The organism is Marinobacter lacisalsi (assembly GCF_042651045.1).
Taxonomy (GTDB): Bacteria; Pseudomonadota; Gammaproteobacteria; order Pseudomonadales; family Oleiphilaceae; genus Marinobacter; species Marinobacter lacisalsi.
Window position 1 is genome coordinate 73,693 of the sequence record NZ_JBHSDI010000010.1, and the last position, 26,385, is coordinate 100,077.

At 60.1% G+C, this 26,385-nt stretch carries 21 protein-coding genes and 2 tRNA genes; 12 read left to right on the plus strand and 11 right to left on the minus strand.

The genetic code is table 11. The features are described 5' to 3' along the window. Positions 1-124: 124 nt before the first annotated feature. Positions 125-571 (minus strand): DUF4124 domain-containing protein, encoded by a 447-nt coding sequence (locus ACFOZ5_RS06230; RefSeq protein WP_379886160.1) that lies wholly within the window; start codon positions 569-571, stop codon positions 125-127. A gap of 199 nt (positions 572-770) precedes the next feature. Here ACFOZ5_RS06230 and potA point away from each other — a divergent pair, with 199 nt between their 5' ends. From potA to ACFOZ5_RS06255, 5 genes are all read left to right on the plus strand, one after another. Continuing rightward, entirely contained in the window at positions 771-1,892 is a 1,122-nt protein-coding gene (gene potA / locus ACFOZ5_RS06235) for a spermidine/putrescine ABC transporter ATP-binding protein PotA (RefSeq protein WP_379886161.1), read from the plus strand. Beyond that, the gene (gene potB, locus ACFOZ5_RS06240) at positions 1,885-2,745 is read left to right on the plus strand and encodes a spermidine/putrescine ABC transporter permease PotB (protein WP_379886162.1); all 861 of its coding nucleotides are present in this window, start codon (positions 1,885-1,887) and stop codon (positions 2,743-2,745) included. The genes potA and potB overlap by 8 nt, the downstream gene beginning before the upstream one ends. Then, positions 2,742-3,512, plus strand: a complete 771-nt coding sequence (potC, locus tag ACFOZ5_RS06245; RefSeq protein WP_379886163.1) for a spermidine/putrescine ABC transporter permease PotC — start codon at positions 2,742-2,744, stop codon at positions 3,510-3,512. Before potB ends, potC begins: the two co-directional genes overlap by 4 nt. Beyond that, positions 3,509-4,555 (plus strand): extracellular solute-binding protein, encoded by a 1,047-nt coding sequence (locus tag ACFOZ5_RS06250; protein WP_379886164.1) that lies wholly within the window; start codon positions 3,509-3,511, stop codon positions 4,553-4,555. The genes potC and ACFOZ5_RS06250 overlap by 4 nt, the downstream gene beginning before the upstream one ends. A gap of 64 nt (positions 4,556-4,619) precedes the next feature. Next, on the plus strand, positions 4,620-5,543 hold the full coding sequence (locus ACFOZ5_RS06255) for an AEC family transporter (protein WP_379886165.1): 924 nt from the start codon (positions 4,620-4,622) through the stop codon (positions 5,541-5,543). Here the strand turns inward: ACFOZ5_RS06255 and ACFOZ5_RS06260 are convergent. Beyond that, the gene (locus tag ACFOZ5_RS06260; protein ID WP_379886166.1) at positions 5,514-6,488 is read right to left on the minus strand and encodes a zinc ABC transporter substrate-binding protein; all 975 of its coding nucleotides are present in this window, start codon (positions 6,486-6,488) and stop codon (positions 5,514-5,516) included. The two genes, ACFOZ5_RS06255 and ACFOZ5_RS06260, sit on opposite strands and share 30 nt — an antisense overlap. A gap of 169 nt (positions 6,489-6,657) precedes the next feature. On the opposite strand from ACFOZ5_RS06260, the gene gltX reads away from it, so the two are divergent. The 3 genes from gltX (at position 6,658) to ACFOZ5_RS06275 (ending at position 8,412) form a co-directional block, all read left to right on the plus strand. Then, on the plus strand, positions 6,658-8,142 hold the full coding sequence (gene gltX / locus ACFOZ5_RS06265) for a glutamate--tRNA ligase (RefSeq protein WP_379886167.1): 1,485 nt from the start codon (positions 6,658-6,660) through the stop codon (positions 8,140-8,142). 111 nt (positions 8,143-8,253) lie between these two features. Then, positions 8,254-8,329: transfer RNA gene (locus ACFOZ5_RS06270), tRNA-Ala, on the plus strand. A gap of 7 nt (positions 8,330-8,336) precedes the next feature. Further along, positions 8,337-8,412, plus strand: a tRNA-Glu gene (locus tag ACFOZ5_RS06275). A gap of 595 nt (positions 8,413-9,007) precedes the next feature. On the opposite strand, the gene ACFOZ5_RS06280 is transcribed toward ACFOZ5_RS06275, so the two are convergent. The 3 genes from ACFOZ5_RS06280 to ACFOZ5_RS06290 all read right to left on the minus strand — a co-directional run bounded on the left by ACFOZ5_RS06280 (position 9,008) and on the right by ACFOZ5_RS06290 (position 11,808). Then, positions 9,008-9,856, minus strand: a complete 849-nt coding sequence (locus ACFOZ5_RS06280; protein WP_379886168.1) for a 6-pyruvoyl trahydropterin synthase family protein — start codon at positions 9,854-9,856, stop codon at positions 9,008-9,010. A gap of 121 nt (positions 9,857-9,977) precedes the next feature. After that, on the minus strand, positions 9,978-11,003 hold the full coding sequence (locus ACFOZ5_RS06285; RefSeq protein ID WP_379886169.1) for a response regulator: 1,026 nt from the start codon (positions 11,001-11,003) through the stop codon (positions 9,978-9,980). Positions 11,004-11,220: 217 nt separating this feature from the next. Continuing rightward, positions 11,221-11,808: a hypothetical protein gene (locus ACFOZ5_RS06290; protein WP_379886170.1), complete on the minus strand. Its 588-nt coding sequence runs from the start codon at positions 11,806-11,808 to the stop codon at positions 11,221-11,223. A gap of 195 nt (positions 11,809-12,003) precedes the next feature. Between ACFOZ5_RS06290 and ACFOZ5_RS06295 the strand changes: the two genes are divergently transcribed. Further along, positions 12,004-14,928 (plus strand): insulinase family protein, encoded by a 2,925-nt coding sequence (locus ACFOZ5_RS06295; RefSeq protein ID WP_379886171.1) that lies wholly within the window; start codon positions 12,004-12,006, stop codon positions 14,926-14,928. A gap of 55 nt (positions 14,929-14,983) precedes the next feature. Here the strand turns inward: ACFOZ5_RS06295 and ppsR are convergent, their stop codons facing one another. Beyond that, a complete protein-coding gene (ppsR, locus tag ACFOZ5_RS06300; RefSeq protein ID WP_379886173.1) occupies positions 14,984-15,799 on the minus strand; it encodes a posphoenolpyruvate synthetase regulatory kinase/phosphorylase PpsR in 816 nt (271 codons plus the stop codon). A gap of 192 nt (positions 15,800-15,991) precedes the next feature. Here ppsR and ppsA point away from each other — a divergent pair, with 192 nt between their 5' ends. Both ppsA and rraA read left to right on the plus strand, forming a co-directional pair. Then, positions 15,992-18,364: a phosphoenolpyruvate synthase gene (gene ppsA, locus ACFOZ5_RS06305; RefSeq protein ID WP_379886174.1), complete on the plus strand. Its 2,373-nt coding sequence runs from the start codon at positions 15,992-15,994 to the stop codon at positions 18,362-18,364. 29 nt (positions 18,365-18,393) lie between these two features. Next, on the plus strand, positions 18,394-18,870 hold the full coding sequence (gene rraA, locus ACFOZ5_RS06310; RefSeq protein WP_379886175.1) for a ribonuclease E activity regulator RraA: 477 nt from the start codon (positions 18,394-18,396) through the stop codon (positions 18,868-18,870). 230 nt (positions 18,871-19,100) lie between these two features. Here the strand turns inward: rraA and ACFOZ5_RS06315 are convergent, their stop codons facing one another. The 3 genes from ACFOZ5_RS06315 to ACFOZ5_RS06325 form a co-directional block, all read right to left on the minus strand. Then, on the minus strand, positions 19,101-19,403 hold the full coding sequence (locus ACFOZ5_RS06315) for a PilZ domain-containing protein (RefSeq protein ID WP_379886176.1): 303 nt from the start codon (positions 19,401-19,403) through the stop codon (positions 19,101-19,103). Positions 19,404-19,627: 224 nt separating this feature from the next. Continuing rightward, entirely contained in the window at positions 19,628-20,332 is a 705-nt protein-coding gene (locus tag ACFOZ5_RS06320) for a TIGR04211 family SH3 domain-containing protein (protein WP_379886177.1), read from the minus strand. Between the two features lie 138 nt (positions 20,333-20,470). Further along, the gene (locus ACFOZ5_RS06325) at positions 20,471-20,770 is read right to left on the minus strand and encodes a YciI family protein (protein ID WP_379886178.1); all 300 of its coding nucleotides are present in this window, start codon (positions 20,768-20,770) and stop codon (positions 20,471-20,473) included. Between the two features lie 63 nt (positions 20,771-20,833). On the opposite strand from ACFOZ5_RS06325, the gene ACFOZ5_RS06330 reads away from it, so the two are divergent. Then, positions 20,834-21,706 (plus strand): PHP domain-containing protein, encoded by an 873-nt coding sequence (locus ACFOZ5_RS06330; protein WP_379886179.1) that lies wholly within the window; start codon positions 20,834-20,836, stop codon positions 21,704-21,706. Between the two features lie 19 nt (positions 21,707-21,725). On the opposite strand, the gene ACFOZ5_RS06335 is transcribed toward ACFOZ5_RS06330, so the two are convergent. Together ACFOZ5_RS06335 and rne are read right to left on the minus strand one after the other, a co-directional pair. Beyond that, positions 21,726-22,265, minus strand: coding sequence for a YecA/YgfB family protein (locus ACFOZ5_RS06335; RefSeq protein ID WP_379886180.1), 540 nt, complete (start codon positions 22,263-22,265; stop codon positions 21,726-21,728). A gap of 63 nt (positions 22,266-22,328) precedes the next feature. Beyond that, a complete protein-coding gene (gene rne, locus ACFOZ5_RS06340; protein WP_379886181.1) occupies positions 22,329-25,667 on the minus strand; it encodes a ribonuclease E in 3,339 nt (1,112 codons plus the stop codon). Between the last annotated feature and the right edge of the window lie 718 nt (positions 25,668-26,385).

Sequence of the window (26,385 nt, forward strand, 5' to 3'; positions counted from 1 at the left end):
AGTATACCTGATTGCCGATTGCGATCTGTAGTCGTATTCCGAATCGCAGTGAGGGGGCATCCGGCCCGACTGACTCGATATTGCATTGCAGAAGAGGCGTCGCCTGACCTCGATGATCAGACAGCTATAGTTCTGCTTTACGCTCTCTGAGCTCTTCGATTTCTGCATTGATGGAATCGATCTCAGACTGGTAACGCTTGCGGAGCACTTCAGCCTCCTGGGCAAGGCTATTCTCCCAGGTGGCGCCAGCAAGGTTGTTAGCGGCTCGACGCTTATTGCGCTGCCAGTCAGCCAACGCCTTATCCATATCGTGTTCAGCCTGGTCCTTTTCCCGTTCCAGCCTGCGAATCTTCCGTTCAATCTGCCGCTGCTCGACGAAGGTCTCTCCCTGTTCAGTAGCCATCGATCCTCCGATCATCGGCGCGGCCTTATGATCGAGCTCTTTGGCATCGTCTCCACACGGTCGGTCTGAAAACACCGTTGAGCCATTAACCTGGCATTGGTAGACCGCAGCGTGTCCGGGAAGGGGGATGGTGATTGCAGCGAGCGTGAGTAGAATCCATTTTGACATAGTGACCTCCATTTGGTTCGTACAACTGTATCTGAGGTGCCCGAGAACGTTTGTGAAATAGTGTAAAACTATTCGGTTTTGCCTTAGACACCGACCATGGAATCGACCTCCACATCTGCGTATAGAGGTTTATTGGCTGGCCTTTGCTCATCCCCCCATTTTCTGAAAAAATAGCCACCTCATCTTTCGGGCGCCCCTGATGACACAGAAGACGCTGCTTTCATTACGAAATCTCGGCAAGAGTTTCTCCGGCAAGACGGTGCTGGATTCCCTGGATCTGGATATAGGCGACGGGGAGTTCATTACCCTTCTGGGGCCTTCCGGCTGTGGCAAGACCACGCTGCTGCGCCTGCTGGCAGGCTTCGAGGTTCCGGATGTCGGGTCCATTGAGCTGGCCGGTACCGACATCACCCACCTGCCGCCGGAACAGCGCCCGCTGAACACCGTTTTCCAGAACTACGCCCTGTTTCCCCATATGACGGTCTACGACAACGTCGCTTATGGTCTGAAAATGGAGAAACGGCCGAAGGACGAGATAAGCTGGCGGGTAAACGATGTGCTGGACATGGTGCAGCTGGGGGAGTTTGCCCGCCGTAAACCGCACCAGTTATCCGGGGGGCAGCAGCAGCGGGTAGCCATCGCCCGGGCGGTGGTCAAGCGCCCGAAGCTGCTCCTGCTTGATGAGCCATTGTCGGCCCTCGACTACAAGCTGCGCCGCACCATGCAGATAGAGCTCAAGCGCCTACAGCGGGAGCTGGGCATCACCTTCGTGTTTGTCGCCCACGATCAGGAAGAAGCCCTGTCCATGTCGGATCGTGTTGTGGTGCTGATGAACGGGCAGATCCAGCAGAAGGGCACGCCCAGGGAAATCTACGAGCGCCCGGCGAACCTTTTCACCGCCCGTTTCGTGGGCGAGACTAACCTGTTTCCCGGCACCCTGGAACAGGTCAGTGACCAGCAGATCACCGTCAATGTATCGGGTTACCGCCGCTCCATGCCGGCTCCGCGCTTTCCGGTATCCAATGGCCAGGCGGTGCATGTGTTACTGCGGCCCGAGGATATCCGGGTGCTGGAACCGGACGCCGACCACGGCTTCCCCGGCAAGGTGGTTGAGCGCAATTACAAGGGCAGCACGCTGGACTCGGTCATTCACCTGGAGGACGGCACCGAGGTGATGGCCAGCGAATTCTTCGATGAGGATGATCCCACTTTCGACTACAGCCTGGGTGAACCTGTTCGGGTGAGCTGGGTGGAAGGCTGGGAATGGTTGCTGCCAATGGAACCCGGGGCTGCTGATGAGGAACAGGCGGCGGATGCTTAGGGGGTTGCGGCAACCCTTCCGCACCGGGGTGCTGGTACTGGTCTGGGGATGGCTGCTGGCCCTGGTGCTGGTGCCGAACCTGCTGGTGGTGGCCGCGAGCTTCCTGACCCGGGACCCGGGCACCTTTATCTCGCTGCCGGTCACCTTCGAGAATTACCGTAGCCTGATAGATCCGCTGTACCTGGAAGTCTTCTTGCACTCCCTGTACATGGCCTCGATGACCACTGTTATCTGCTTGCTGATCGGTTATCCATTTGCCTGGGCGCTGTCCCGCGTGGCCAGGGAGCGCCAGCTATTGCTGATTTTCCTGCTGATTGTGCCCTTCTGGACCAATTCCCTGGTGCGCACCTACGCCCTCAAGCTGCTGATGGCCACTAACGGCCTGATCAACAACGGCCTGATGGCCCTTGGCGTTATCGATGAGCCCATGCGTATGCTCTACACCGAGGGGGCGGTGATCGTCGGGCTGGTGTACCTGCTGCTTCCTTTCATGATCCTGCCGCTGTATTCCGTTTTCGATGACCTGCGTCAGGAGTTGCTGCTGGCCTCCCACGATCTGGGGGCAGGGCGGTTGAGCACTTTTATTCATGTGGTGGTTCCGCTGACCCTGCCGGGGATCCTGGCCGGGGTGATGCTGGTGCTGCTGCCGGCCATGGGGCTTTTCTTTGTGCCGGATATTCTCGGTGGGTCCCGCAACCTGCTGGTGGGTAATGTCATCAAGAATCAGTTCCTGGACGCCCGTGACTGGCCCTTTGGTGCGGCAGCGGCCATCCTGCTGACCCTGGCCATGGCATTGCTGCTGTTCACTCACCGGCACAGCCAACGGCGGCTTGGTGAGGGCAGCGACGTATGACCCGCTGGCTGCCAAGGGCCTATCTGGGCCTCGTCTACCTGGCGCTGTATATTCCCATCGCCGTGCTGGTGGTGTTCTCCTTTAACGATGGCCGTACCGGGTATCGCTGGGGCGGTTTCAGCCTGCGCTGGTACGAGGCTCTGTTCGACAACAACGCGATGATGCAGGCGCTGTGGAATTCCCTGTGGCTCGCCATTTCCGCCGCCACCCTGTCGACCCTGATCGGTGCGCTGACAGCGCTGGCGCTGCATCGGTACCGGTTCCGGGGCAAGAAGGCGCTGCGGGGCATGCTGTTCGTGGTGATGATGTCGCCGGAAATCGTGCTGGCGATCTCGTTGCTGGCGCTGTTCCTGCTGGTAGGTATTGAGCTGGGCTATGTTTCCCTGCTGCTGGCCCATGTCACCTTCTGCCTGCCGTTTGTGGTGATTACCGTCATGGCAAGGTTGAGCGGCTTTGACGAAAGCCTGCCGGAAGCGGCCCGGGACCTGGGTGCCTCGGACTTCACCATGACCCGTACGGTACTGCTGCCGGTGATCATGCCGGCGCTGCTGGCGGGTTGGCTGCTCGGTTTTACCCTCAGCCTGGATGATGTGGTGGTGAGCACCTTCGTCAGTGGCCCCGGGTATGAAATTCTGCCTTTGCGCATCTACTCTATGGTGCGTGTCGGCCTGAAACCGGAAGTGAACGCCCTGGGCACTCTGTTGCTGGTGTTTTCACTACTGATGCTTGTGTTGTCCCAATGGATTCTGATGAGGAGTAAACGATGAAGAAACTTGCCATTGCCGGTCTGGCAGCGGTCACCCTGGTGGGCTGCAGCGGCCAGGAGGAAGAAGCACAAGTACTGAACCTGTACAACTGGTCCGAGTACATGCCTCAGGAAGTGCTTGATCGCTTCGAGGAAGAGACCGGCATCGAGGTGGTCTACACCACCTACGACAGCAATGAGGCCATGTATGCCCGCCTCAAGCTGCTTGATGACAGTAGCCAGTATGACCTGGCGGTACCGTCCACCTACTACGTCAACAAGATGCGTAACGAAGACCTGCTGATGGAGATTGACCGCAGCCAGATCGAGGGCTTCGACAAGCTGGACCCGGAGCTGGTCAACCAGAGCTTTGACGAGAACAACGCCTATTCCGTGCCTTATCTGTGGGGCACCACCGGCCTGGCCATCGACACCGACGCGGTGAATCCTTCGGAGGTAACAGGCTGGGCTGACCTGTGGGATGAGCAGTACGAAGGCCAGGTGATGCTGACCAATGATATGCGTGAGGTCTTCCACGTGGGGCTGAGTGTGCTGGGCTATTCCGGTAATACCCGTGATCCCCGGAAAATCGAGGAAGCCTATGAAAAGCTGAGCGAGCTGATGCCCTCGGTGCGCACCTTCAACTCGGACGCGCCGCGTATGCCCTATCTGGAAGGTGAAACCGACATTGGCATGATCTGGAACGGTGAGGCGGTCATGGGCAAGGAAGACATGCCGTCACTGGAGTACATCTATCCGGAGGAAGGTGTGATTGTCTGGCTGGACAGTTTCGTTATCCCCAAAAACGCTGCCAACCCGGAAGCGGCCCACCAGTTCATCAGTTTTGTGCTGCAGCCGGAAATCTCCGCACTGATCAGTGAGAGCATCGGCTACGCCACGCCCAACCTGGCGGCCCGGGACATTCTGCCGGAGGATGTTGCCAACAACCGCGCCAGCTACCCTACCAGTGAGGATATGGAGAACGCGGAGTTTCAGGAAGACGTGGGCGACGAGGCCATCCAGGTGTACAACCGTTACTGGGAGCAGCTGAAAACGGGGCGCTGACCCCGTGTTCCCTGACGGGACTTAATGGTAGCATCCTCAGCTTTTACGCCTCGAGGGACGAAGAATGTCAGTTGTGGTCCAGGCCCTGATACCGGTATTCGTGCTGATCGTGATCGGGCACCTGTTTCGCCGCTGGCAGTTTCCCGGCGAGGGCTTCTGGCCCCTGGCCGAGCGCTTCACCTACTACGCCCTGTTTCCGGCCATGCTGATCTACAAGCTGGGGCAGGCGCGCCTTCCCGCCTCCGCCTATGGCGAGATCCTTGTGCTGATTGCCGCCATGCTGGTGGTCATGACCCTGATACTGGTGGTCATCCAGCTCATCTGGCGCTGGCCGGGGCCGGTCTATTCATCGGTATTCCAGGGGGGCATTCGCTTCAATTCCTACGTGGGCCTGGCTGCCGCCGGCATGTTGCTGGGAGATGAGGGGCTCTCGCTGATAGCGGTAGCAGTGGCGGTCAAGGTGCCGTTGCTGAACCTGCTGTGTATCCTGATGTTCTCGGTAACCTGCAGCCAGGGTCGGTTGCGCTTTGCGCCGGTGCTCAGGGCCATCGTGACCAACCCGCTTATTATCGGGTCGGTGATCGGGGTCGTCTGGAGTTTCTTTCGGGTGGGCTTTCACCCGATTGTGGCCGGTATCCTGGAGCCCCTGAGTGACCTGGCCCTGCCCCTTGGCCTGATGTGCGTGGGTGCGGGCCTGGAGCTGAAGGCCCTGCGCAATGCGTCGGCGCCGTTTCTGGTGTCGTCGGTGGCCAAGCTCGTGGTGTTCCCGGTGCTGACCCTGGGGCTTGCCCTGGCATTGGGCATGGATGGCACCATGGTGAAGGCGGCCATCCTGCTGGCGGCACTGCCCACCGCCACTTCCTCCTACATCCTTGCCCGCCAGCTGGGGGGCGATGCCCCCCTGATGGCGGCGATCATCAGTGGCCAGACCCTGTTGGGCATGCTGACCCTGCCACTGTTACTCGGCGTTCTCTGGCAGGCAGTGTAGAACGGCGTCCGCCAGGCTCTGCTGGAACAGCACATAACCCCGGGGTGAGGCTTCGATGTTGCCGGCCAGCGGGTCCCAGGTGCTTAAAGGGATGTCCACATCGTCCATCAATGAGTCCCACCACTGGCGGTCGAACTGGGGTTCGGTCAGCAGGCAGGGTTGCCTGGCGCTGGCGAGTCGATTCTGCACCCCGGCCAGATGACGGGCGCCGGGTGTGCGCTCAGGGCTCAGGGTCAGTACGCCGGCAATGCTGAGGCCATAATGTTCAGCGAAACGGCGGAAGGCGTCATGGTACGTGAACAGGTCCAGTTCACGGGCCGGGACCAACTGCTGGCGAATCCTGTCTTCAGCGGAAATGACATTGCTGTTGAAGTCGGCGAGGTTACGGTCAATGGCGGAGGCATCCACACCTTCCAGGGTTTTCAACTGTTCGGCGATGTCCCGCGCCATGGTCCGGGCCAGGGTCGGGTCCAGCCAGATGTGGGGATCTTCGCCGCCACCATGGTCGTGGCCACTGTGATGGTCGGACTCCTCTTCCTCGTGTTTCTGTTCTTCCTTTTCATGGTCATGGTGTTCATCCTCATGGCCATCGTGAGGCTCCTCATCGATGACCCCCAGTGCCATGGTACGGTCCTGGAAATCGGGACCGGTGAGCAGTCGGGTGAGGAAGTTCTCCATGCCCGGGCCCACCCAAAAGACCTGGTCCGCTGATGCCAGCCGTTGTCTTTCGGAAGGGCGCAGTTGATAGGTATGCGGGCTGGAGCCGCTTGGCACCAGGGTCGATACTTCCACCTGATCATGGGCCACCGCATGCACCAGTAATTCCAGGGGCTTCAGGGAAGTGACTACCTGCGGGCGCCCGGAGGCCCCAAAGGCCTGGGTGCTCAGGAGCAGGGTGCACATCAGTAATAGCAGGGTCTGGCCTGTTTTCGGTAATGCAGGCATAGCGTTTGATTGTCCATGGTCGTCGAATAGAAATGTTATAATATAACAAATGTTGAGGGCTGCAAAGCCAATGTGACAAAAGACGACATGCTCGCTTCATGGGATTTCAGGGCAGGCTCGGTATAATGGCGCCTTTCCATTCACCCTCTGCGTCAGGCAGGACCCGTTAATGACTGTACGTACCCGAATTGCTCCCTCGCCCACCGGTGACCCCCATGTGGGCACGGCCTTCGTGGCCCTGTTCAACCTGTGCTTCGCCCGCCAGCATGGCGGCCAGTTCATCCTGAGGATTGAGGATACCGACCAGGCCCGCAGCACGGCGGAATCGGAACAGGACATCCTGAGCGCGCTTCGGTGGCTGGGCCTGGAGTGGGACGAGGGTCCGGATGTAGGCGGTCCCCATGGCCCCTACCGTCAGTCCGAGCGGAAGGACTCCTACGCCCGCTATGCCATGGACCTGGTCGAGAAAGGGCATGCCTTTTACTGTTTCCGTACCCCGGATGAGCTGGAAGCCATCCGTGAGGAGCGCAAGGCCAATGGCCAGAACCCGGGTATCAAGGGTGACCTTGAATTGCCGGCGGAGGAAGTCAAACGTCGCCTGGATGCCGGTGATCCCTACGTCATCCGCATGAAAGTGCCGGATGAGGGCGTGTGTGAAATCGACGACATGCTCCGGGGCACCATCGAGATCGACTGGGCCCAGGTGGACTGCCAGATCCTGCTGAAGTCCGACGGCATGCCCACCTACCACCTGGCCAACGTGGTGGACGATCACCTGATGGCGATCACCCACGTGCTGAGAGGTGAGGAGTGGATCAACTCGGCACCCAAGCACAAACTGCTCTATGAGTACTTTGGCTGGGATATGCCGGTGCTGTGCCACCTGCCGCTGCTGCGCAACCCGGACAAGAGCAAACTGTCCAAGCGCAAGAACCCCACCTCCATCAACTTCTATGAGCGCATGGGCTTCCTGCCGGAAGCGGTGACCAACTATCTGGGCCGCATGGGCTGGTCCATGCCCGACGAGCGTGAGAAGTTTACCCTGGACGAGATGGTCGAGCATTTCGACATCAACCGGGTTTCCCTGGGTGGGCCGGTGTTCGATGTGGAGAAACTGCGCTGGCTCAACGGCCTGTGGCTGCGGGAGGATGTCTCTGACGAGCAATTCGTCGCGCGCCTTCGCGAGTGGTGGTTCAACGAGGACGCCTTGCGGGCCCTGGTGCCCCATGTGAAGGGCAGGGCGGAGGTGTTCTCGGATGTGGCACCCATGGCATCGTTCATGTTCTCGGGCATGCTGGAGCTGACGCCGGAGGACTTTGCCCATAACAAGCTGGAAGAAGGGCAGGTCAGGCGGGTATTGCAGTTTGCCCTGTGGAAGCTGGAAGCCCAGCGCCACTGGAGCAAGGAGAATATCTTTGCGGACATCAAGGGGCTGGCCAAGGCGATGGATCTGAAGATGGGGGATTTCATGTTCGCCATCTTCGTGGCTATCGCCGGCACCCCCAATTCCTGGTCGGTCATGGACTCCATGGCGTTGCTGGGGCCGGACATGACCCGTGCCCGTTTGCGCCATGCCCTGAATGTGCTGGGCGGGTTTTCCAAGAAGGAGACCAAGCGGGTCGAGAAAGAGTACGCGGCACTGATCGCAGAATGAACGATCTGGTGGAGAATTGAACGGACTGGACAGGGATGTTCAGAAAACTGAAAAAAATGTGTTTCAAGTGTTGACGCCCCCGGGGCTGATCCTTAATATACGCAGCCGTTGGGGGCCATAGCTCAGCTGGGAGAGCGCAACACTGGCAGTGTTGAGGTCAGCGGTTCGATCCCGCTTGGCTCCACCAATTTCTAGTCCCCTTCGTCTAGTGGCCTAGGACTCCGCCCTTTCACGGCGGCAACAGGGGTTCGAACCCCCTAGGGGACGCCAATTTGGCAACACGGTTTAGTCCACCGGGTTGCCAGCATTAAAACCGCCTTCGGGCGGTTTTTTTGTGTCTGAATATTTTTTGCTTTCTATCCGAAACCTAGACTGCGAACTCTGGGTGTTTGAGCCGGGGCGGTAAGACTTTTCCGGACACGCCCCGCAAGTACGTCCCTGTAGGGCTCGACGAGCGCCGTCCATGGCGCTCGACGGTCCGGAAAAGCCTTCCCACCCCAGCTCTTGTATACCTTTGTAATAACGCCAAGGCACGCCAGTTCAAGCTCGGAGAATTTTTATCCGCGGGGTTCGCTGCGATATCTGCAGCTATTTATAGAAAAGCGTACCGGTAAAAGGTCGAACTGCTAACTCTTGTGAGTTAACTCCAAGGTCAGAACTGGAGGCAGGTTGGGAAGGCTTTTGAAAACCGTGGAGCGCCAGGGATGGCGCGACCCGAGCCCTATGACCGCCATGGATGGCGGGAATGCCGATTTTGCAGGAGCAAAAATCGGCCAGGGACGTACTTGCGGGGCGTGTTTTCAAAAGTCTTACCGACCTGCCTCCTGCCCCGACAATCTGCAGTCCAGGGAGGGGTAATCAATATCTAGCGAACCGCAATAGCGCCCTTGCCAACGCCCTCGAAAGCCTTCACCCGAACCTCATCAGTCGGATGCTCCTTCTTGATTTCGTCGGCCAGGTAGGCGGCAATCAGTTCCACCGTAGTATCGGTCTCCAGCAACCAGACTCGCTGGCAGGGCAGGTCGAGCCGGAACTCCCCCTGTTCCGCATCGTAATGGAAGCTGACATAGTCAGTGCCGTCCGAGTCGGTCCAGCTCTGGCTCAGGTCCTCACTGGTACCGATGTAGATATCCTGCCACTGCTGGGCCCAGTGCTTTTCCAGCTCCGTATGACGGCGGCCGTTGATATCGATGCGAATAGGGGAGCGATGACCGTGGGCAATACGCTGGCAGTTGCCCAGGTGCTTTTTCAGGCCGTGAACATAGTGATAGTAGGCACCCTGGATCAGCTCCTCCCGCAGGGTGACCTCCACAGCCGTGACGTTGGCGGGCAGTACCGCCTTCAGTTCCAGCTCAAGCAGGCGTGCCACGGCAGACGGAACAACCTCATAGTGGTCCAGGAAGACAACGGACTGCTCCGGTCCCTGATGACGGATATGGCTACCGTCAGCCAGTTGCCAGGTCAGGCATCCGGGGTTGTCTTCACGTTGCAGGCAGGGGGCCCCGGCGGGGACTACCAGGCGGTGGTCCACCCGCTCATCAATGACCCGCTTGATGGTGCGCTTCACATTGCCGAAGTCGAACACCATCCCCTGCTCATCCAGCTCGCCCCCGAGGACGATATCGGCGATCCAGCTTTCCCCGACCAGGCCACGCTGGTGGTCCAGGTAAGCGAAATCAATGACGGTGAGGTTGTCGATAAACAGGTGATTCATGATTCATCCGGCAGGAAGACTGCGACCGTGGGCTGATAACAGGTCGCATTCTACCAAATTTCAGTGCGCTCGGGTGAACCTGACTGGTTACGTGATTTCCGCCAGAGAAGCGGGCCCGCTGTCAGATCGGCAGCAAGCCCTGCATCCAGGCAATACTGGCGCCTGCGACAACGAGGCTGACAGCCAGAACGCCAACATAGGCGTTGCGGGAGGACTTGCGGCGGCGGCCGGCGGTCAGGTCGTCCAGATGCCGTGCCACCTGTTCGGCCTGCTGGCGCGATGCTTCGGTCGCCTGCTGCAGGGTGTCAGCCTGAAGTGATTTCCAGAACTCCTGGTCCTGATCACGCTGACGATCCAGCTGCTCCTGCAGGTGCACGTTATGGTCCCGGATTATCCTGTCCATGGTTTTCAGGAGGTCCTTGCGGACATTGTCCAGGGATTTTTCCAGCGCCCTGGTCAGCAGCCCATTGACCTCGTGAGTGACGGCCTTGGCGATGGCCTTCTGCTGTACATCCAGCAGAGCTTCCAGCGCGGCCAGTTTCTCATTGATCAGTGCGGTGTGCTGATCGTTGTGCTCTTCCATGCCCTGGCGAAGATAGCCCACCTGGTCATCGAACAACTGGGTCAGGCGCTCATGGAGCTGCTCACTGATCTGCGCCTTGACCTCGGCCCGGGCCGCCATGGCCACCTGGTCGGCGCTTAGCAGAGGGATGTCCGGGTCATTGGCGGGGGGCACCTGGCTTTCCTCGCTGACGGTTACCGGCTCCGCCTCGGGCATGGCCCGGAGCTTTTCCAGCACCCGGGTAACCCCGTCCCGTGCAGGGGGTTTGGGGAGGATTTCGTCGACACCCATCTCCCGGGCGGTTTCCACGAACTCGGCAGACTTCCCGGAGGTGCACATGACAATGGGGATGTGAGCCGTTGTGGGGTTGTTGCGAATCGCCCTGGCCGCGTCAACACCGTTCATGCCGGGCATCAGGTGATCGATAAAGATGACGTCGGGGCGTGTCGAGTTGCTCAGCAGGTCCAGGGCCTCCTCGGCGGAACCAGCGGTGCTGACTTCCATGTTGCTGCCTTTCAGGAGCTTGCTCAGGGTAAAACGGGCGACTTTGGAGTCGTCTACCAGCAATGCGTTCTTGATGTCCATCGAGGCGTTCTCCCGGGTTGACCACCAGGCCCGTTGGTGACGGCGGTGAGCGGCCAGTTGCCGTTGCGCCCCGGGGCTCTGGATACACTTATGCACTTTTATGCAGGGCGAACCCCTGAATCGGGTTCAGGATTCGCCTGTACCCGTTCAGTCTACCCCGGTATGGATACAAAAGGTTACAAAAGGGTGGGCGGAATAGTGCCGATTGCCACCTGGATCACATTTCATCCGGGGGCACGAGGCCCTGGCTTTGTGACCAGGCTCGCATATGGATGTCCGCTTCTTTCTGGAAGGGTGACCGGAAGGGGTTGATCAGTACATCAAACAGGAAGAAGAACAGCCCTACGGAGAGCCACCCGGACACCAGCATACTGATAGTGCGTGCCTGCTCCTCCGGGTTGGACATCACGAAGGCCTCCAGGTGTGGCAGCAGCGACTGCACCATCACCACCGGGTTGAACTCCGCGAGAACCAGGGGAACCCAGAACGCCAGGACTACCGGGAAAAAGCCGAACGACCAGGCGCCCCGCAGCAGCAGGTAACCCAGCAGATTGCGGATATAGAGTTGCCGTAACCCGGGGGTGCGTCTGGCACGGGCCAGGTACCGGCGGCGCTCATTGTGATAGTCGGTGGAGTCGGGTACCCGCGGGCGGTCGCTGTGCTGGGGGGATGTGGATGGGCCCTTGCGGGAAACGGTCGGCTTCCTCCCGGGCGCGTTGGCCGCCTTTGGCCGCGGCGGCTCCGGGTGGCTGCCCGTCCGGGCCTGGGCTGAATAGTCTGTCAGCTGGCTGGATGTTTCCGACATGATCTCGGTTTCCTCAATCTGGGACGTCGCCGGGCGGGGCTTTTCAATCAGCCTTCCCACCTCCATCATAGGGGAAATCTCAGGGAGGGAACTCGCGACCGGTCACATCCGGAGCCTTGAGTGATCGTCCTCCACCAGAGCGAGGATACCGTGATAATCTACATAAAACTATTCGCCAGACGGGACAACCACTGAATGACTGTTACCAACGAGTCCAGCATACACCCTGCCTTTGAAAAGGTTCGCAGCCATCCCATCGCGGCACTGAACCTGACCATGGAAGAGTATGTTCACCGCAAGACCGGCGCCCGCCACCTGCACATGGCGGCCGACAACGATGAGAATGTCTTCTTCGTGGCCTTGCGGACCTTTCCCATGGACTCCACCGGCGTCGCCCATATCCTTGAGCATACGGCCTTGTGCGGCAGTGAACGCTACCCGGTGCGTGACCCGTTCTTCATGATGATTCGCCGGTCACTGAATACCTTCATGAACGCCTTCACCAGCAGTGACTGGACGGCATACCCCTTTGCCAGTAAGAACCGAAAGGATTTCGACAACCTGCTGTCGGTGTACCTGGATTCGGTCTTCTTCTCGGCCCTGGATCCACTGGACTTTGCCCAGGAAGGCCACCGCCTGGAATTCGAAAAGCCGGACGACCCCTCCAGCCCTCTGGTCTACCGGGGCGTGGTCTATAACGAAATGAAGGGCGCCATGAGTTCGCCCACCTCGCAGTTGTGGCAGAACCTGTCCAGCCACCTGTTCCCCACCACCACCTACCACTACAACAGTGGTGGTGAGCCGGATGAGATCGTTGACCTGAGTTATGACGATCTGGTGGCTTTCTACAAGCATCATTATCACCCCAGCAACGCCATTTTCTGCACCTACGGCGACATCCCGGCGCGGGAGCATCATGAGCGCTTCGAGGAACTGGCCCTGTCCCGCTTCGACGCTCTGGAGGTGGACCTGCCGGTGCGGGACGAGAAACGTCTGTTCTCTCCCGTGCGGGTCGACCAGGGCTATGCCGTCAGCGCCGGTGAGCCGACCGAACGCAAGACACACATGGTGATGGGCTGGTTGCTGGGGCACAGCTTTGATCTCCAGCAGAACCTGGAGGCCCAGCTGGTAGCCAGCGTGTTGCTGGATAACAGTGCCTCGCCCCTGATGCACGCCCTGGAGACCACGGATATCGCCGCAGCGCCATCACCCATGTGTGGACTGGAGGATTCCAACCGGGAGATGACCTTTGTGTGCGGCATCGAGGGCACCGAGCCGGAACGCCGGGAAGATCTGGAAGCCCTTATCGAGGGCGTGCTCAGCAAGGTTGTCGACGAGGGTATCGCCGAGGACCGCCTGGAGGCCATCCTGCATCAACTGGAGCTGCATCAGCGGGAGATTGCAGGGGACAGCTTCCCCTATGGTCTGCAGCTGATCATGACGGCCATTTCGCCGATGGTTCACGGTGGCGATCCGGTGGAGTTGCTGGATCTGGAGCCGGTTCTGGAAACCATGCGGGAGAAGATCCGCGATCCGCAGTATGTGCCGGGTCTGATCCGACGTCTGCTGATCGACAACCCGCACCGGGTGACCCTGACCCTGCGCCCCGACGACCAGCTTGAAAACCGTCGCCAGGAAGCGATTCGCCAGGCTTTGGAGCGTCGCAAGGCGCAGCTCAGTGAGCCAGAGCAACAAGAGATTGTCGAGCGGGCACAGGCCCTTGAGGAGCGCCAGCACCGCAAGGATGATGACTCCATCCTGCCCAAGGTGGACCTGAGCGATGTGCCACTGAAGACGCATATGCCGGATGGTCATCGTCTGGAGGCGTTCCCCGCAGCGCTTTACGCCCAGGGTACCAATGGCCTGGTGTATGAACAGGCCATCTTCCAGTTGCCGTCCCTGTCCCGGGACGAGCTGCTCCTGCTTCCGCTGTACACCACCATCCTGACGGAAGTGGGCTGTGGAGACCTTGATTACATGGAAATGCAACATCGTATTTCCGCCTGCAGCGGTGGTATTGGCGCCAGTGTTTCCGCCAGGGGCACTGTGGACGACGTGCAGACGCTGAATGGTTACATGATTCTCAGTGGCAAGGCCCTGGCCCGGAACCGCAAGGCCCTGTCGGAACTGTTGAGGGATGTGTTTGATAATGCCCGTTTCGACGAAACGGGGCGTATCCGTGAGCTGGTGGCGCAGATTCGTGCCCGGCGGGAGCAGTCGGTTACCGGCAGCGGCCACGGCCTGGCGATGAGTGCTGCCTCCCAGGGCCACAGCCCGGGGGCGTGGCTGTCTTTCCGCCTGGGTGGGCTCGCCGGCATCAAGGGCACCAAGGAGCTTGACGATACCCTGGACGATGAAGCCGCCCTGGGCAGGCTGTGCCAGGATCTGGCAAACCTGCACCAGCGTTTCCGCCAACAGCAGCGGCAGTTCCTGCTGGTGGCGGAGGAGGAGCACCTGAACGCAATGGCTGACGGGGTTCGCAGCCTGTGGCCGGAAGCGACGGACACCGATGGTGACCGATGGCAGATCGACCCGGTCAGCTACGACACCCGGGAAGCCTGGCTTACTTCCACCCAGGTTAACTTCTGTGCCCGTTCCTATCCCAGTGTGGCGCCAGATCACCCGGATGCGGCGGCCCTGACCGTGCTCGGTGGATTCCTGCGCAATGGCTTCCTGCACCGTGCCATCCGTGAGAAAGGGGGAGCGTACGGTGGTGGCGCCGGCCAGGACAATGTCAATGGTACCTTCCGTTTCTTCTCCTATCGGGATCCCCGTCTGGCCGAGACCCTGGATGACTTCGACGCCTCGCTGGCCTGGCTGCAGGAGACTGACCATGATCCGCAACAACTGGAAGAGGCGGTGCTGGGCGTTATCAGCCAGCTGGATAAGCCGCGGTCACCGGCAGGGGAGGCGCGCCATGCGTTTCACAGCCGCCTGTTCGGGCGCACGCCCGAGCAGCAGGAGCGCTTCCGCAAGCGGGTTCTCGCCGTTACCGTCAATGATCTGAAGCGGGTGGCGGGAGACTGGCTGCGTCCGGACAAGGCCAGCACGGCGGTTATCACCAGCCATGACAATCGTGACGCTGTCGCCGGTCTGGGGCTGGAGATCCGCGAGCTCTGACGCTGGCAACCACCCCGGTACGCGCCGCGTTACCGGGGTGGGGCTTTTCCTTTGCCTACCGGAGCCGTTTGAGGCCGGTGGTGACCATGATGCGGGTGGAGATTTCTTCCACCGAGTAGGCCGTGGTGTTCAGGTAGGGGATCCGCTCGCGCCGGTACATGGTCTCGATTTCTTCCACTTCGTGCATGCACTGCTTCATGGATGAGTAGCGGGAGTTTGGGCGGCGCTCGTTGCGGATGACCGACAGCCGCTCGGGCTCAATGGTCAGGCCGAAGATCTTTTCCCGGTGGGGGCGCAGCACTTCAGGCAATTGCTGGTCGTCCAGGTCATCTTCGGTAATGGGGTAGTTGGCTGCCTTTACGCCATACTGCAGGGCCAGGTAAAGGCAGGTGGGCGTCTTGCCGGAGCGGGAGGCCCCGACCAGGATCAGGTCGGCCTCATCGTAGTGACGCGTGCGGGCACCGTCGTCATTGTCCAGAGCAAAGTTGACGGCGTGAATCCGCTTTTCGTAGGTGCTTTCGTTGCCGATGGAGTGGGACTTGCCCACGGTGTAGGACGACGAGGCTTGCAGCTCCTGTTCCAGCGGGTTCAGGAAGGTCCCGAAGATATCCACCATGAAGCCGTTCGCCTTGCTGACAATCTCGCGGATATCCGACTTCACGATGGTGTCGAAGACCAGCGGGCGTTGGCCATCGGCCCTGGCGGATTCGTTGATTCGCTCAACCACGGCCTCTGCGGTCTCGTGGTTGTCGATGTAGGGAACGGTTACCCGCTCGAACTCGATTTTCTCAAACTGGGCAAGCAGACTGTTGCCCATTGCTTCGGCCGTCAGGCCCGTGCCGTCGGAGATAAAGAAGACAGTGCGTTTCATGAGCAGAGGTTCCCTAGGTAATCTTCACAGGTTACAGTATCATACACGCCAAATTCGAGAGTCAGGAGCAACCTTATCATTCCCCGGGCCTTGTGGTGCAGCCTTTTCCGGCTGGCCCAGCCACGGATTGCCAGGGAATGAGCGCTCCTCTATTCTTTGCTGTTTGCTCGACTGAACCAAGGGAGACGCGCTTTGGAAGATTACATTATCTGGTTTGAGAACCTGGGGATGTCAGATGTTGAGCGGGTTGGGGGCAAGAATGCCTCCCTCGGCGAAATGATCAGCAATCTGGCCAACGCCGGGGTGTCCGTACCAGGTGGATTTGCGACCACTGCCCATGCCTACCGGGAGTTCCTGGCCAAGGACGGGTTGCGTGAACGCATTGACGAAGCGCTGGATGCCCTTGATATCAATGACGTGAACGAACTCGCCCGGGTGGGGGCGGATATCCGCCAGTGGGTCCTGGAGCAGCCGTTCCCTGCGGACCTTGAAAAGCATCTCGAGCAGGCCTTTATCAAGCTTCAGGCCGGCAACAGGAACCTCGCGGTAGCGGTTCGTTCCTCGGCCACCGCCGAAGACCTGCCCGACGCCTCCTTTGCCGGCCAGCAGGAAACCTTCCTCAACGTGGTGGGTTTTGAGCAGGTCAAGAAATCGGTCAAGGAAGTGTTTGCCTCCCTGTTCAACGATCGCGCCATTTCCTACCGCGTGCATCATGGCTTTGATCACAAGCTGGTGGCCCTGTCCGCCGGCATCCAGAAAATGGTGCGCAGTGAGACCGCGGCCAGTGGCGTCATGTTCACCCTCGATACCGAATCCGGGTTCCGGGATGTGGTTTTTGTGACCGCTTCCTATGGCCTGGGCGAGACCGTGGTGCAGGGGGCCGTCAACCCCGACGAATTCTATGTGCACAAGCCGACGGTAGAGGCGGGTCGCCCTGCGGTACTGCGCCGTAACCTGGGCAGCAAGGCCATCAAGATGGTGTATTCGGCGGACAAGGACGCCGAGCAGTTTGTGGATACCGTCAAGGTGGAGCAGGATGATCGCAATCGTTTCTGTATCACCGACGACGAAGTGACCGAGCTGGCCAAGCAGGCCATGATCATCGAGAAGCACTACGACCGGCCCATGGATATCGAATGGGCGAAAGACGGTGATGACGGCCGCATCTACATCGTGCAGGCCCGCCCGGAAACCGTGAAGAGCCGGGCGGCGGCGAATGTCATGGAGCGTTACCTGCTGAACGAGCAGGGCACGGTGATTGTCGAGGGCCGCAGCATTGGCCACAAGATCGGCAGCGGTGCCGTTCGCGTAGTGGACAGTATCAAGGACATGGACAAGGTCCAGGCCGGCGACGTATTGGTCACCGACATGACCGACCCGGACTGGGAGCCGGTCATGAAGCGGGCCGCAGCCATCGTCACCGACCGCGGCGGCCGTACCTGTCACGCGGCCATCATTGCCCGTGAGCTGGGCATTCCCGCGGTCGTGGGCTGTGGCGACGCCACCGAGGTGTTAAAGGACGGCCAGGAAGTGACGGTGTCCTGTGCCGAGGGCGACACCGGCCTGATCTACGAGGGCAGCCTGGATTTCGAGCTGCGTGAGAATACCGTCGAGTCCATGCCGGACATCCCGTTCAAGATCATGATGAACGTGGGCAACCCGGACCGGGCGTTCGACTTCCAGGCGCTGCCCAACGAAGGGGTTGGCCTGGCCCGTCTGGAGTTCATCATCAACCGCATGATCGGTGTACATCCCAAGGCCCTGCTGAACTACGACAGCCTGCCCCGGGATATCCGTCAGACCGTGGAGAAGCGATTCTCCGGTTACGCCTCACCGGTGGATTTCTATATCGACAAACTGGTGGAGGGTATCTCCACCCTGGCAGCGGCGTTCCATCCCAAGAAAGTGATCGTGCGCCTGTCTGACTTCAAGTCCAACGAGTACGCCAACCTGATCGGCGGCACCCTGTACGAGCCTGACGAGGAAAACCCCATGCTGGGCTTCCGTGGCGCGTCCCGGTACATCTCCGATACCTTCCGTGACTGCTTCGAGCTTGAGTGCCGGGCCCTGCGCAAGGTGCGTGATGAAATGGGCTTCACCAATGTGGAGATCATGGTGCCCTTCGTGCGCACCGTGGGTGAGGCCAGCCAGGTGGTGGATCTGCTGGCGGAAAACGGGCTAAAGCGGGGTGAGAATGGGCTGCGGCTGATCATGATGTGCGAGTTGCCGGCCAACGCCCTGCTGGCGGATCAGTTCCTGGAGCATTTTGACGGCTTCTCCATCGGTTCCAACGATCTCACCCAGCTCACCCTGGGGCTTGATCGTGACTCCGGCATCATTGCCCACCTTTTTGACGAACGTAACGAGGCGGTGAAGGCCCTGCTGTCCAACGCCATCCAGGCCTGCAAGCGTGCTGACAAGTACATTGGTATCTGCGGCCAGGGCCCGTCTGATCACCCGGATCTTGCGAAGTGGCTGATGGACGAAGGCATCGACACGGTATCGCTGAACCCGGATTCGGTGCTCGATACCTGGTTCTTCCTGGCGGACGAAAAACTCGACTGATCCTCACCAGCTATAAGGAGACTGACAACGTGGACATCGTAACCCCGGATATCTGTGACGACCATCCTGAGGTACAGGTGGTGGAGCCCGGTTTCCAGAACTTCGGCGGAATCGACGCCTTTGGTGGCGAGGTGGTCACCGTGAAGTGTTTCGAGGACAACTCCGTGGTCAAGGAGCAGGTGGGCAAGCCCGGCAATGGGTGCGTTATGATCGTTGATGGCGGGGGCTCGAAGCGGGCCGCCCTGCTGGGCGACATGCTCGCGGAAAAAGCAGCGGCCAATGGCTGGGCCGGCCTGATCATCTATGGCTGCATTCGGGATGTGGATGTGATCCGCAAGACCGAACTGGGTGTTCAGGCGCTGGGCACCCATCCCCGCAAGACTGACAAGAAGGGCATTGGTGATCTGAACGTGCCAGTCACCTTCGGTGGCGTGACCTTCAAACCGGGACAGTACGTCTACGCTGACAACAACGGTATCGTTGTATCAGAGACGAAACTGGGCTGAGGCCTTTGTTCGGCCCGGTAAGAAAAAGGCCCCGGCGGTTATCCGTCGGGGCCTTTTTTTGACCGCAAGGAGTCTGCGCGGCGGAAATCGCGCTGAGCGAGAGCGTCCCACTTTGAGTCCATTTTGACGGTCATTTGAGGCACATAGTGGTTCTATGTAACGAAAATGGGCGATCAAAAGGGGCCAAAGTGGGGCGGTCGCAGCTGCGTGACTTTCTGCCGCGCAGGCTCCTAGTGTCGCACCTTCTGTATGGCCACCCCTAGCAGGTGGCCGTCTCCCTGAGGCTGGGCGCGCAGCACCCGCACCTCGGTCTCAAACGGTGGAAACTGATCACTGGCCGAGGGAAGCAGCGTGTGCAGCGTGGCTCCCTCCGGGATATCGCTTTCCACATACAACTGCATCCCGGTGCCGCTGAGATCGCGGCAGATTCCGCTGAACGACCGGCCTTCACCGTCGGTTATCTGGATTTCAGAGTTAACCTGCATGCGGTGAAAGTCGCGCTTTTCCGAGTAATCCCTCATGGTCATCGACATGACTACCCCTTCCTGATCTGGTTGGGAGGCCCCTGTATTGTTGGAAGCCCCTGTAATTCCTTTTAGCGGTTATGTGTCGATCGGTCAAAGAACCTGACGTCATAACAGGGGTATAAAACCATAGATTTGGTATTAGGGGAGTGAACTACTCCCCATATCTGGTGTTCTATTGGAGTCCTGATGACATGACTGCTCACTAGGCAGATTAAAGCGCCGGAAGGGTATCAGGCCCAGGTGTCATTCTTCTTGGTAGGCTTGAGCCACGGCAGGATGACGGCGATGAACATGCCCAGAATCAGAAGGCCCGCGCCAAGCAGCATGAAATCGGATTCCCTTTTGGCTTCCAGGCGCTCAACCTCTGCGGTCAGCACCTCTACCTCATTCTTGAGCTTCTGGTTGGATTCCTGGAGTTCCTCGTTGCGCCGGTCCAGGTTGAGGGCATTGGCGGACACCGAGCGGATTTCTTCCAGTTCGCGGGACAGGTCAGCCACCTGCTGCTCCAGTTGCTGCTCCCTGGAGGATAGCTGGTCCCGCTGGTCAGACACCTCGCTCATTTTCGATTGCAGTTCCTCAAGCTGTGCGCGGGTTTTTTCCAGCTCCCGGTTGGCAGCGTCGAGGCGATCCTGGGCAACGGGCTGGTTGGTCAGGTAGCGGGTGGGAATCCAGCCTTCGATGCCCTGACTGGTCCGGACACGGCTGTACCCGGACTCTTCGTTCTGTTCAAGCAGGGTAACCGGCGTACCGCTTCGCAGCCCGCTGTGGAGGATGCGGAACTGGGTACCCTGACCACTTCGGACCGGGGCATACAGGGTGTCATCAATGTATACCGTTCTGGCCTGAGCGACGCCGCTGACCAGCAACGTCATCAGCAGCAGAGTCAGGGAGCATAGTCGGGCGAATGCACGGATAGTTACAGCTCGGGCGATCACAGCATGAATCCTGGTGGTTGAAACCGGGTTAGGGAAAAATTCGGACTAGCCGGCAATTTTGTCACATCGTCCTCCCTGATCAAGTAGCCAGCTATTACAAAACGCTCATGGTCGTAATGACGGGATTTGAGTCCCAAATCAGGGTAATACCGCTTTAAAGGGTTTGACGGACACTCGCTGGTACACGCCTGCTTCCACATAGGGGTCGGCATCCGCCCAGTCGCGTGCTTCCTTCAGCGATTCGAACTCGGCAATCACCAGACTGCCAGTAAAGCCCGCGTCGCCCGGTTCAGTAGTGTCCAGCGCAGGGTGGGGGCCGGCCACCAGCAGTCGCCCCTGGTCCCGCAGGGTTTCAAGGCGCGCAATGTGTGCCGGTCGGGCCTGCTTTCTCAACGGAAGGCTGTTGTCGACATCGTCGCTGATGATGGCGTAGTACATGAAAGGTCTCCCTTGCTGAACGTGGTAGACTGTCTGATCGAATTCAGACGTTCAGGAAAGCCAGTGACTATAACCCAGCACGCCAGCCATTGCATTGATCTCCACTGCCACAGTACAGCGTCGGACGGTGCCCTCAGTCCCACTGCTCTGGTGGAGCGTGCGGCGGAGAAAGGGGTCACGCATCTGGCGCTGACTGATCACGACACGCTTGATGGCATTGCCGAGGCTCGCACGGCCGCCCGCAAGGCGAATATCTGCCTGATCAGCGGTATCGAGCTGTCTTGCGTCTGGCGTAAACATACCATCCACATCGTCGGCCTGGATATGGACCTGAGCGATGAAACCTTCAGGGCGAGGGTGGCAGGCCAGCAGGCCAACCGGTGGAAGCGGGCCAGCAGCATTGCGGAAAAGCTGGCGCGGCACGTCAACGGCTGTGACAAGGGAATACTCGATAAGGCGACGGAACTGGCCGGAGGAGACGTTCCGGGTCGTCCCCACTTCGCCCGTGCGATGGTGGAGGCGGAGTTGGTGAAAGACTCTGCCATGGCTTTCAAAAAGTATCTTGGCAGCGGCAAACCCGGTGATGTAAAGGCTTTCTGGCCGGAACTGACGGAGGTGGTTCAGTGGATCACTGATGCTGGCGGCATTGCGGTTGTCGCCCACCCCCGCAAGTACAAACTGACTGCCACCAGGCTGAGGGCGCTGGTGGCAGACTTCATGGCTGCCGGCGGGGAAAGCATTGAGGTGATCACTTCGGGTCAGTCCAGCGGTGATCTGGGTTTTCTGACGGAGTTGTGTCGTCGTGAGTCGTTGCTGGCGTCCCGGGGCAGTGACTTCCATTTCCCGGGTGCAGGGTGGTGTGAGTTAGGCCGGATTCCCGGCCTTCCGGAGGGATTGACCCCGGTCTGGGAGCGGTTTCAGAACGCGCCGGCCTGAAACAGCCAGTACCAGGGATTCAATCCGGGGCGTGGAACTGCAGGTAAAGGTCGGTAAGGGAGTCCGGAATGGCATCGGCCATTTGCTGGGCGAGCTTGTCGTCCTCGCGGGCCTTGCGAAAATCCTCGTCGTCGAAAAGACCTGACAGGGTCAGCATCGGCACCATCAGTTCGGCGGTATCCGCTTCGTTTTCCTCCAGCCACAGGTCCTCGTATTCCAGGAAGGTGTCGACAAACCCGGCGCACCAGTTTTCCAGGGCGTTCATGGGGTCGCCATCTTCCGGTTCCGGCAGTTCCAGTGCCTGCCCCATATCCAGTGAATGGGCGAGGCCCTGGGCCAGCTGACTGGTCAGGCGGGCGAATACCTCCGGTACATCCGGGGATGCCACCGATTCCTGACCGGTTGCAAGCCGGAAGATGTCGGAGGTGTCGAGCGTTTTCGGACCCACCACGCTGGCGCAAACAACCCCGTGAAGGCCAAAGAAATCCAGTGACTCCTCGCCCCAGGGATCTGCGAAGAGGATATCTTCCAGCGCTTCGATTTCGTCGTTATTCAGCATTCAACTGCTCCTGGGTGGGGTATCACGGATACCTTAGAAGGGTATCCGTGACTTTTTCAACGTTTACTGGCCAGAGCTGTCGGATCCGTCACTGTCTTTGCCGGAATCCATGCTGCCCGAAGCCAGGGCCTTGCGAGCCGCCTCCGCCGCACGTTGGCGTTTACGCACCTCACGCGGGTCGTTATAGGCCCGGCCAGGGGTAACCGGTACGTCCGGCATGTCAGTTTCCTGGCTGGCCTCAGGCGCGCTGGCCTTGCTGCCATCCTGTTCGGCAGCAGGTGTCGGCTCCGGCTCCCGGGCTGGTTGCTGGTCCGCGCTGGCGGGGCTGTCAGCTGCCGGTTTAGCGGATGCCTCATCACCGGCTGAGGCGGCGGCCGCTGATGGCCGTGTGGCTGCACCCTTTTCGTCGCCCTTGTCGGCGGATCCCGCGTCGGGTTGCGGTTGCGGTGCAGTAGTCCCGGCTTCATCGGACGGCTTGGCGGACATCTCGGGCTTGTCGCTGGTCCCGGCGACAGTTTCAGACGGTGTCTCCGGCTTCTCCGGGGTTCTCTGGGCTTCGTCCTTTGCTGTGTCCGGCCCGGGTTTTGCTGCCGTTTCGGTATCAGCGGCCTCGTTCTCCGATTTTTTCGACGCTTCATGGGCCGCCGGCTTGCTACGGCGCTTTTCAGGGGCTTGCGGCTTTTGCTGACCCTTATCAACCGCACCCACTTCGGCGTTCACATTCCCGCCTTCGCTGTCGCCGGATGTCTCGGCCTTGTTGGCCGTATCACGGGAATCAGGCTCGGCTTGGTTGCCCTCTGGCGCCTTGGCCTCCTGCTGCTTGTCTGCGGATTTGCCCGCTGCTTCCAGGTTATCCGATGCGGATGCGTCGTCCCTGGTGGGCGCTGCCTTCTGTTCGGGGCGGGCAGCCTTCTGTTCCGAAGCGCTGGCTTCGGTTGTGGCTGGCTGCTTCGGCTCACCGGTCCTCTGGTCAGGCTTATCCGACGGCGCAGCCTTGTCCTCGGCTTTCGCGGGTGAGGAAGTTGGCTTGGCAGTTTCACGGTCCGCCGGTTCACCCTTGTGACTCTCCATTCGTGTCGCCTTGCGGCTGGCCGGAGTGGAGGCAGGGGCATCCGCCGGTGATCCGTCCCGGTTGCGGTTGCGACGGCTGCGCCGGGGCTTGTCGCTCTTGGCGGATTTTTCCGATGCCTTGTCCTGGCCTTTTTCAGGGCCTTTTTCAGGGCCTTTATCCGGGCCCTTGTCCTGGTTGCTGTCCTTGTCGGACCTGGGCTGGTCCGGGCGACCCTGGGGTTTCCGACCCTGGCTGTCGTCCTTGCCCTTGCCGCCTTTCGGGCCCTGGCCGCCGCGACGGTCATCCGGCTTGCCGCCGTCCTTCTGGCCGCCACTGTCTTTCTGGCTACCGCTTTTCTGGGTGTTGTCCCTGGTCTGGCCGTCCTTGTTGCCCGGCTGGTTCTGACGGTTGTCGCCGGTCCGGCGGTTGCGGTTGCGATTACGGTTGCGACCGCCACGATTGTCATCGTCCCGGTTCTGGCCGCCCTGGTTGCGACGTTCAGCACCCTGACGATTGCTGTCGCCGCCACTGCGGTCATCGCGGGCCACGCGGGACTTGCGACGATCCTGGCGGACTTGCTGGTTGCGGTTTCCGCCGGTGTTCTGCTGGCGGCTTTGCTCCTGTTCGGTGCTGTCCGCACCGAAGAAGTTGGCGAGCTTGCGGGACAGCTTGCGGAACATGCCTTCGTCCGGCTCTTCTGCCTTCTGTGGCTCGGCGCTTGCGGCCGGCTTGGGCGCGGGCGCCGCCGGGCGGATGGATTTCACCGCGGCTTCCTCGCGGGGAGGTGCCTCCCGGGTGGCGTGAGCGTCAACCTGCTCCTCTTCCAGGGCGCTGTACTCCTGGGCGACCTGATAGCTGGAGACCCTTTCCCCGGTTTCGTCGTCGCGCATCCGGAGAATTTCAAAGTGGGGCGTTTCCATGTGAGCGGCGGGCACCACCAGGATTTCCACCTGCTGCCTGGCTTCGATGTCAGCCAGTTGCTTGCGCTTCTCATTCAGCAGGAACGTGGCCACCGATACCGGTACCACCGCACGGACCTGGCCGGTCTTGTCCTTGGAGGCTTCCTCGAAGATCAGGCGCATGATGCTCAGGGCCAGAGACTCGATACCGCGGATGGTGCCCTGGCCATTACAGCGGGGGCAGACTTCGCTACGGGTCTCTCCGAGGGAGGGACGCAGCCGCTGGCGCGACATTTCCAGCAGACCAAAGCGGGAGATCTTGCCTACCTGGACCCGGGCGCGGTCGATCTCGAGGGCCTGGCGTACCCGTTGCTCCACGTCCCGCTGGTTGCGGGCCGGTGTCATGTCAATGAAGTCGATAACGATCAGGCCGCCCATATCCCGCAGCCGCAGCTGGCGGGCGATCTCCTCCGCCGCTTCCAGGTTGGTCTGCAGGGCGGTTTCCTCGATGTCCTGGCCCTTGGTGGCCCGCGACGAGTTGATATCGATGGATACCAGGGCTTCGGTAGGATCGATCACGATGGAGCCGCCGGAGGGCAGCTTCACTTCCCGCTGGAAGGCGGTCTCGATCTGGGCCTCGATCTGGTAACGGCTGAACAGCGGAATCTCGTCGTCGTAGAGCTTGATCTTGTTCTCGAAGGAGGGCATTACCTGGCGCACGAAACCAAGCACGTTCTCGTAGACGCCCGGGGCATCGATCAGCACTTCGCCGATATCCTGGCGGAGGTAATCCCGCACGGCACGGATAATAACGTTACTTTCCTGATGCAGCAGACGCGGTGCCTTCTGCTCCTTGGCGGCACCGGTAATGGCGTCCCAGGTGGCGATCAGGTAGTTGAGGTCCCACTGGAGTTCCTCGGCGGTGCGACCGATGCCGGCCGTGCGCACAATGATGCCCATGGACTTGGGCACGTCCACTTCGTTCAGGGCGCTCTTCAGCTGCGCGCGCTCCTCGCCCTCGATGCGGCGGGAGATGCCACCGGCGCGGGGGTTGTTGGGCATCAGCACCAGATAACGGCCAGCCAAAGAAATAAACGTGGTCAGGGCTGCGCCCTTGTTGCCGCGCTCTTCCTTGTCGACCTGGATGATGATTTCCTGGCCTTCGGAGACCACGTCCTTGATGTTGATCTTGCCTTCGATCTGACCGGGAGGCTTGCGGAAATAGTCCTTGGAGATTTCCTTCAGGGGCAGGAAGCCGTGGCGCTCGGCGCCAAAGTCGACAAAGGCCGCTTCAAGGCTGGGTTCTACGCGGGTAATGCGGCCTTTGTAGATGTTGGCTTTTTTCTGCTCGCGGGTGGAGGATTCGATGTCGAGGTCGAACAGGCGCTGGCCATCGACCAGCGCAACGCGCAACTCTTCGGGGTGAGTTGCATTGATGAGCATTCTTTTCATGGAAAAGACGATTCCTGTCAATTAGTTAGACAGGAAACCGCGGGTGTCGCGAAGCGCAACTGCGTAAAGCCGGGCAAATCCCGGCAGCCAGAACGGTCAGGCGGATACGGCGAGCCGAATCCCTTGTCCCAGTCCGCTGCATACGTCTTCCGTGCCTGCCGGCAGGGAAGGGGAGTATGGAGTCAGTTTCTGTTTACACATGTTGCGTATCTTTCGGTTCACGCTGGTGCCTGGGTCTCACGTCGTATTGGTTAGCTGGACGGCCCGGCCCTGCGTGCTGGTGTAAATCTTCGCGTTCCCGCAGGGTTTCCTGCGCGGTTACTGTCATACCCGGTATGAACCCACTATCGCCTCAGCAACCTTGCTTGTCGGTACTGGGGTGGGTGGCCTGCCGCTATCCGGCTGGCGCTCCGGGCCTGGTGCTGCCAATTCGCCCAACCGGCTGATTTGTATGGGCCGATCGGGGTGCGGGTGTGGTTCTGGCCGTTCACCTTCAGTGACCAGGCCGGCACCCGGATTTCTCTGTCTGCTTCTGCCGTGTTGGTTGCCCTGGTGACTACCCGGTTGTCAGGGTAACGGGCATTCAAACTCCCGGTCAGTCTCTGTATACTTCAACCGCTCCGGCGGTCGGCGTGTTGGCCGGGCCGTAGACAAACGGAAAAGCATGCCGGAATATAGCAGTAAAGCCCCGACTCATCAATCCCGTACCTTTCAGGAA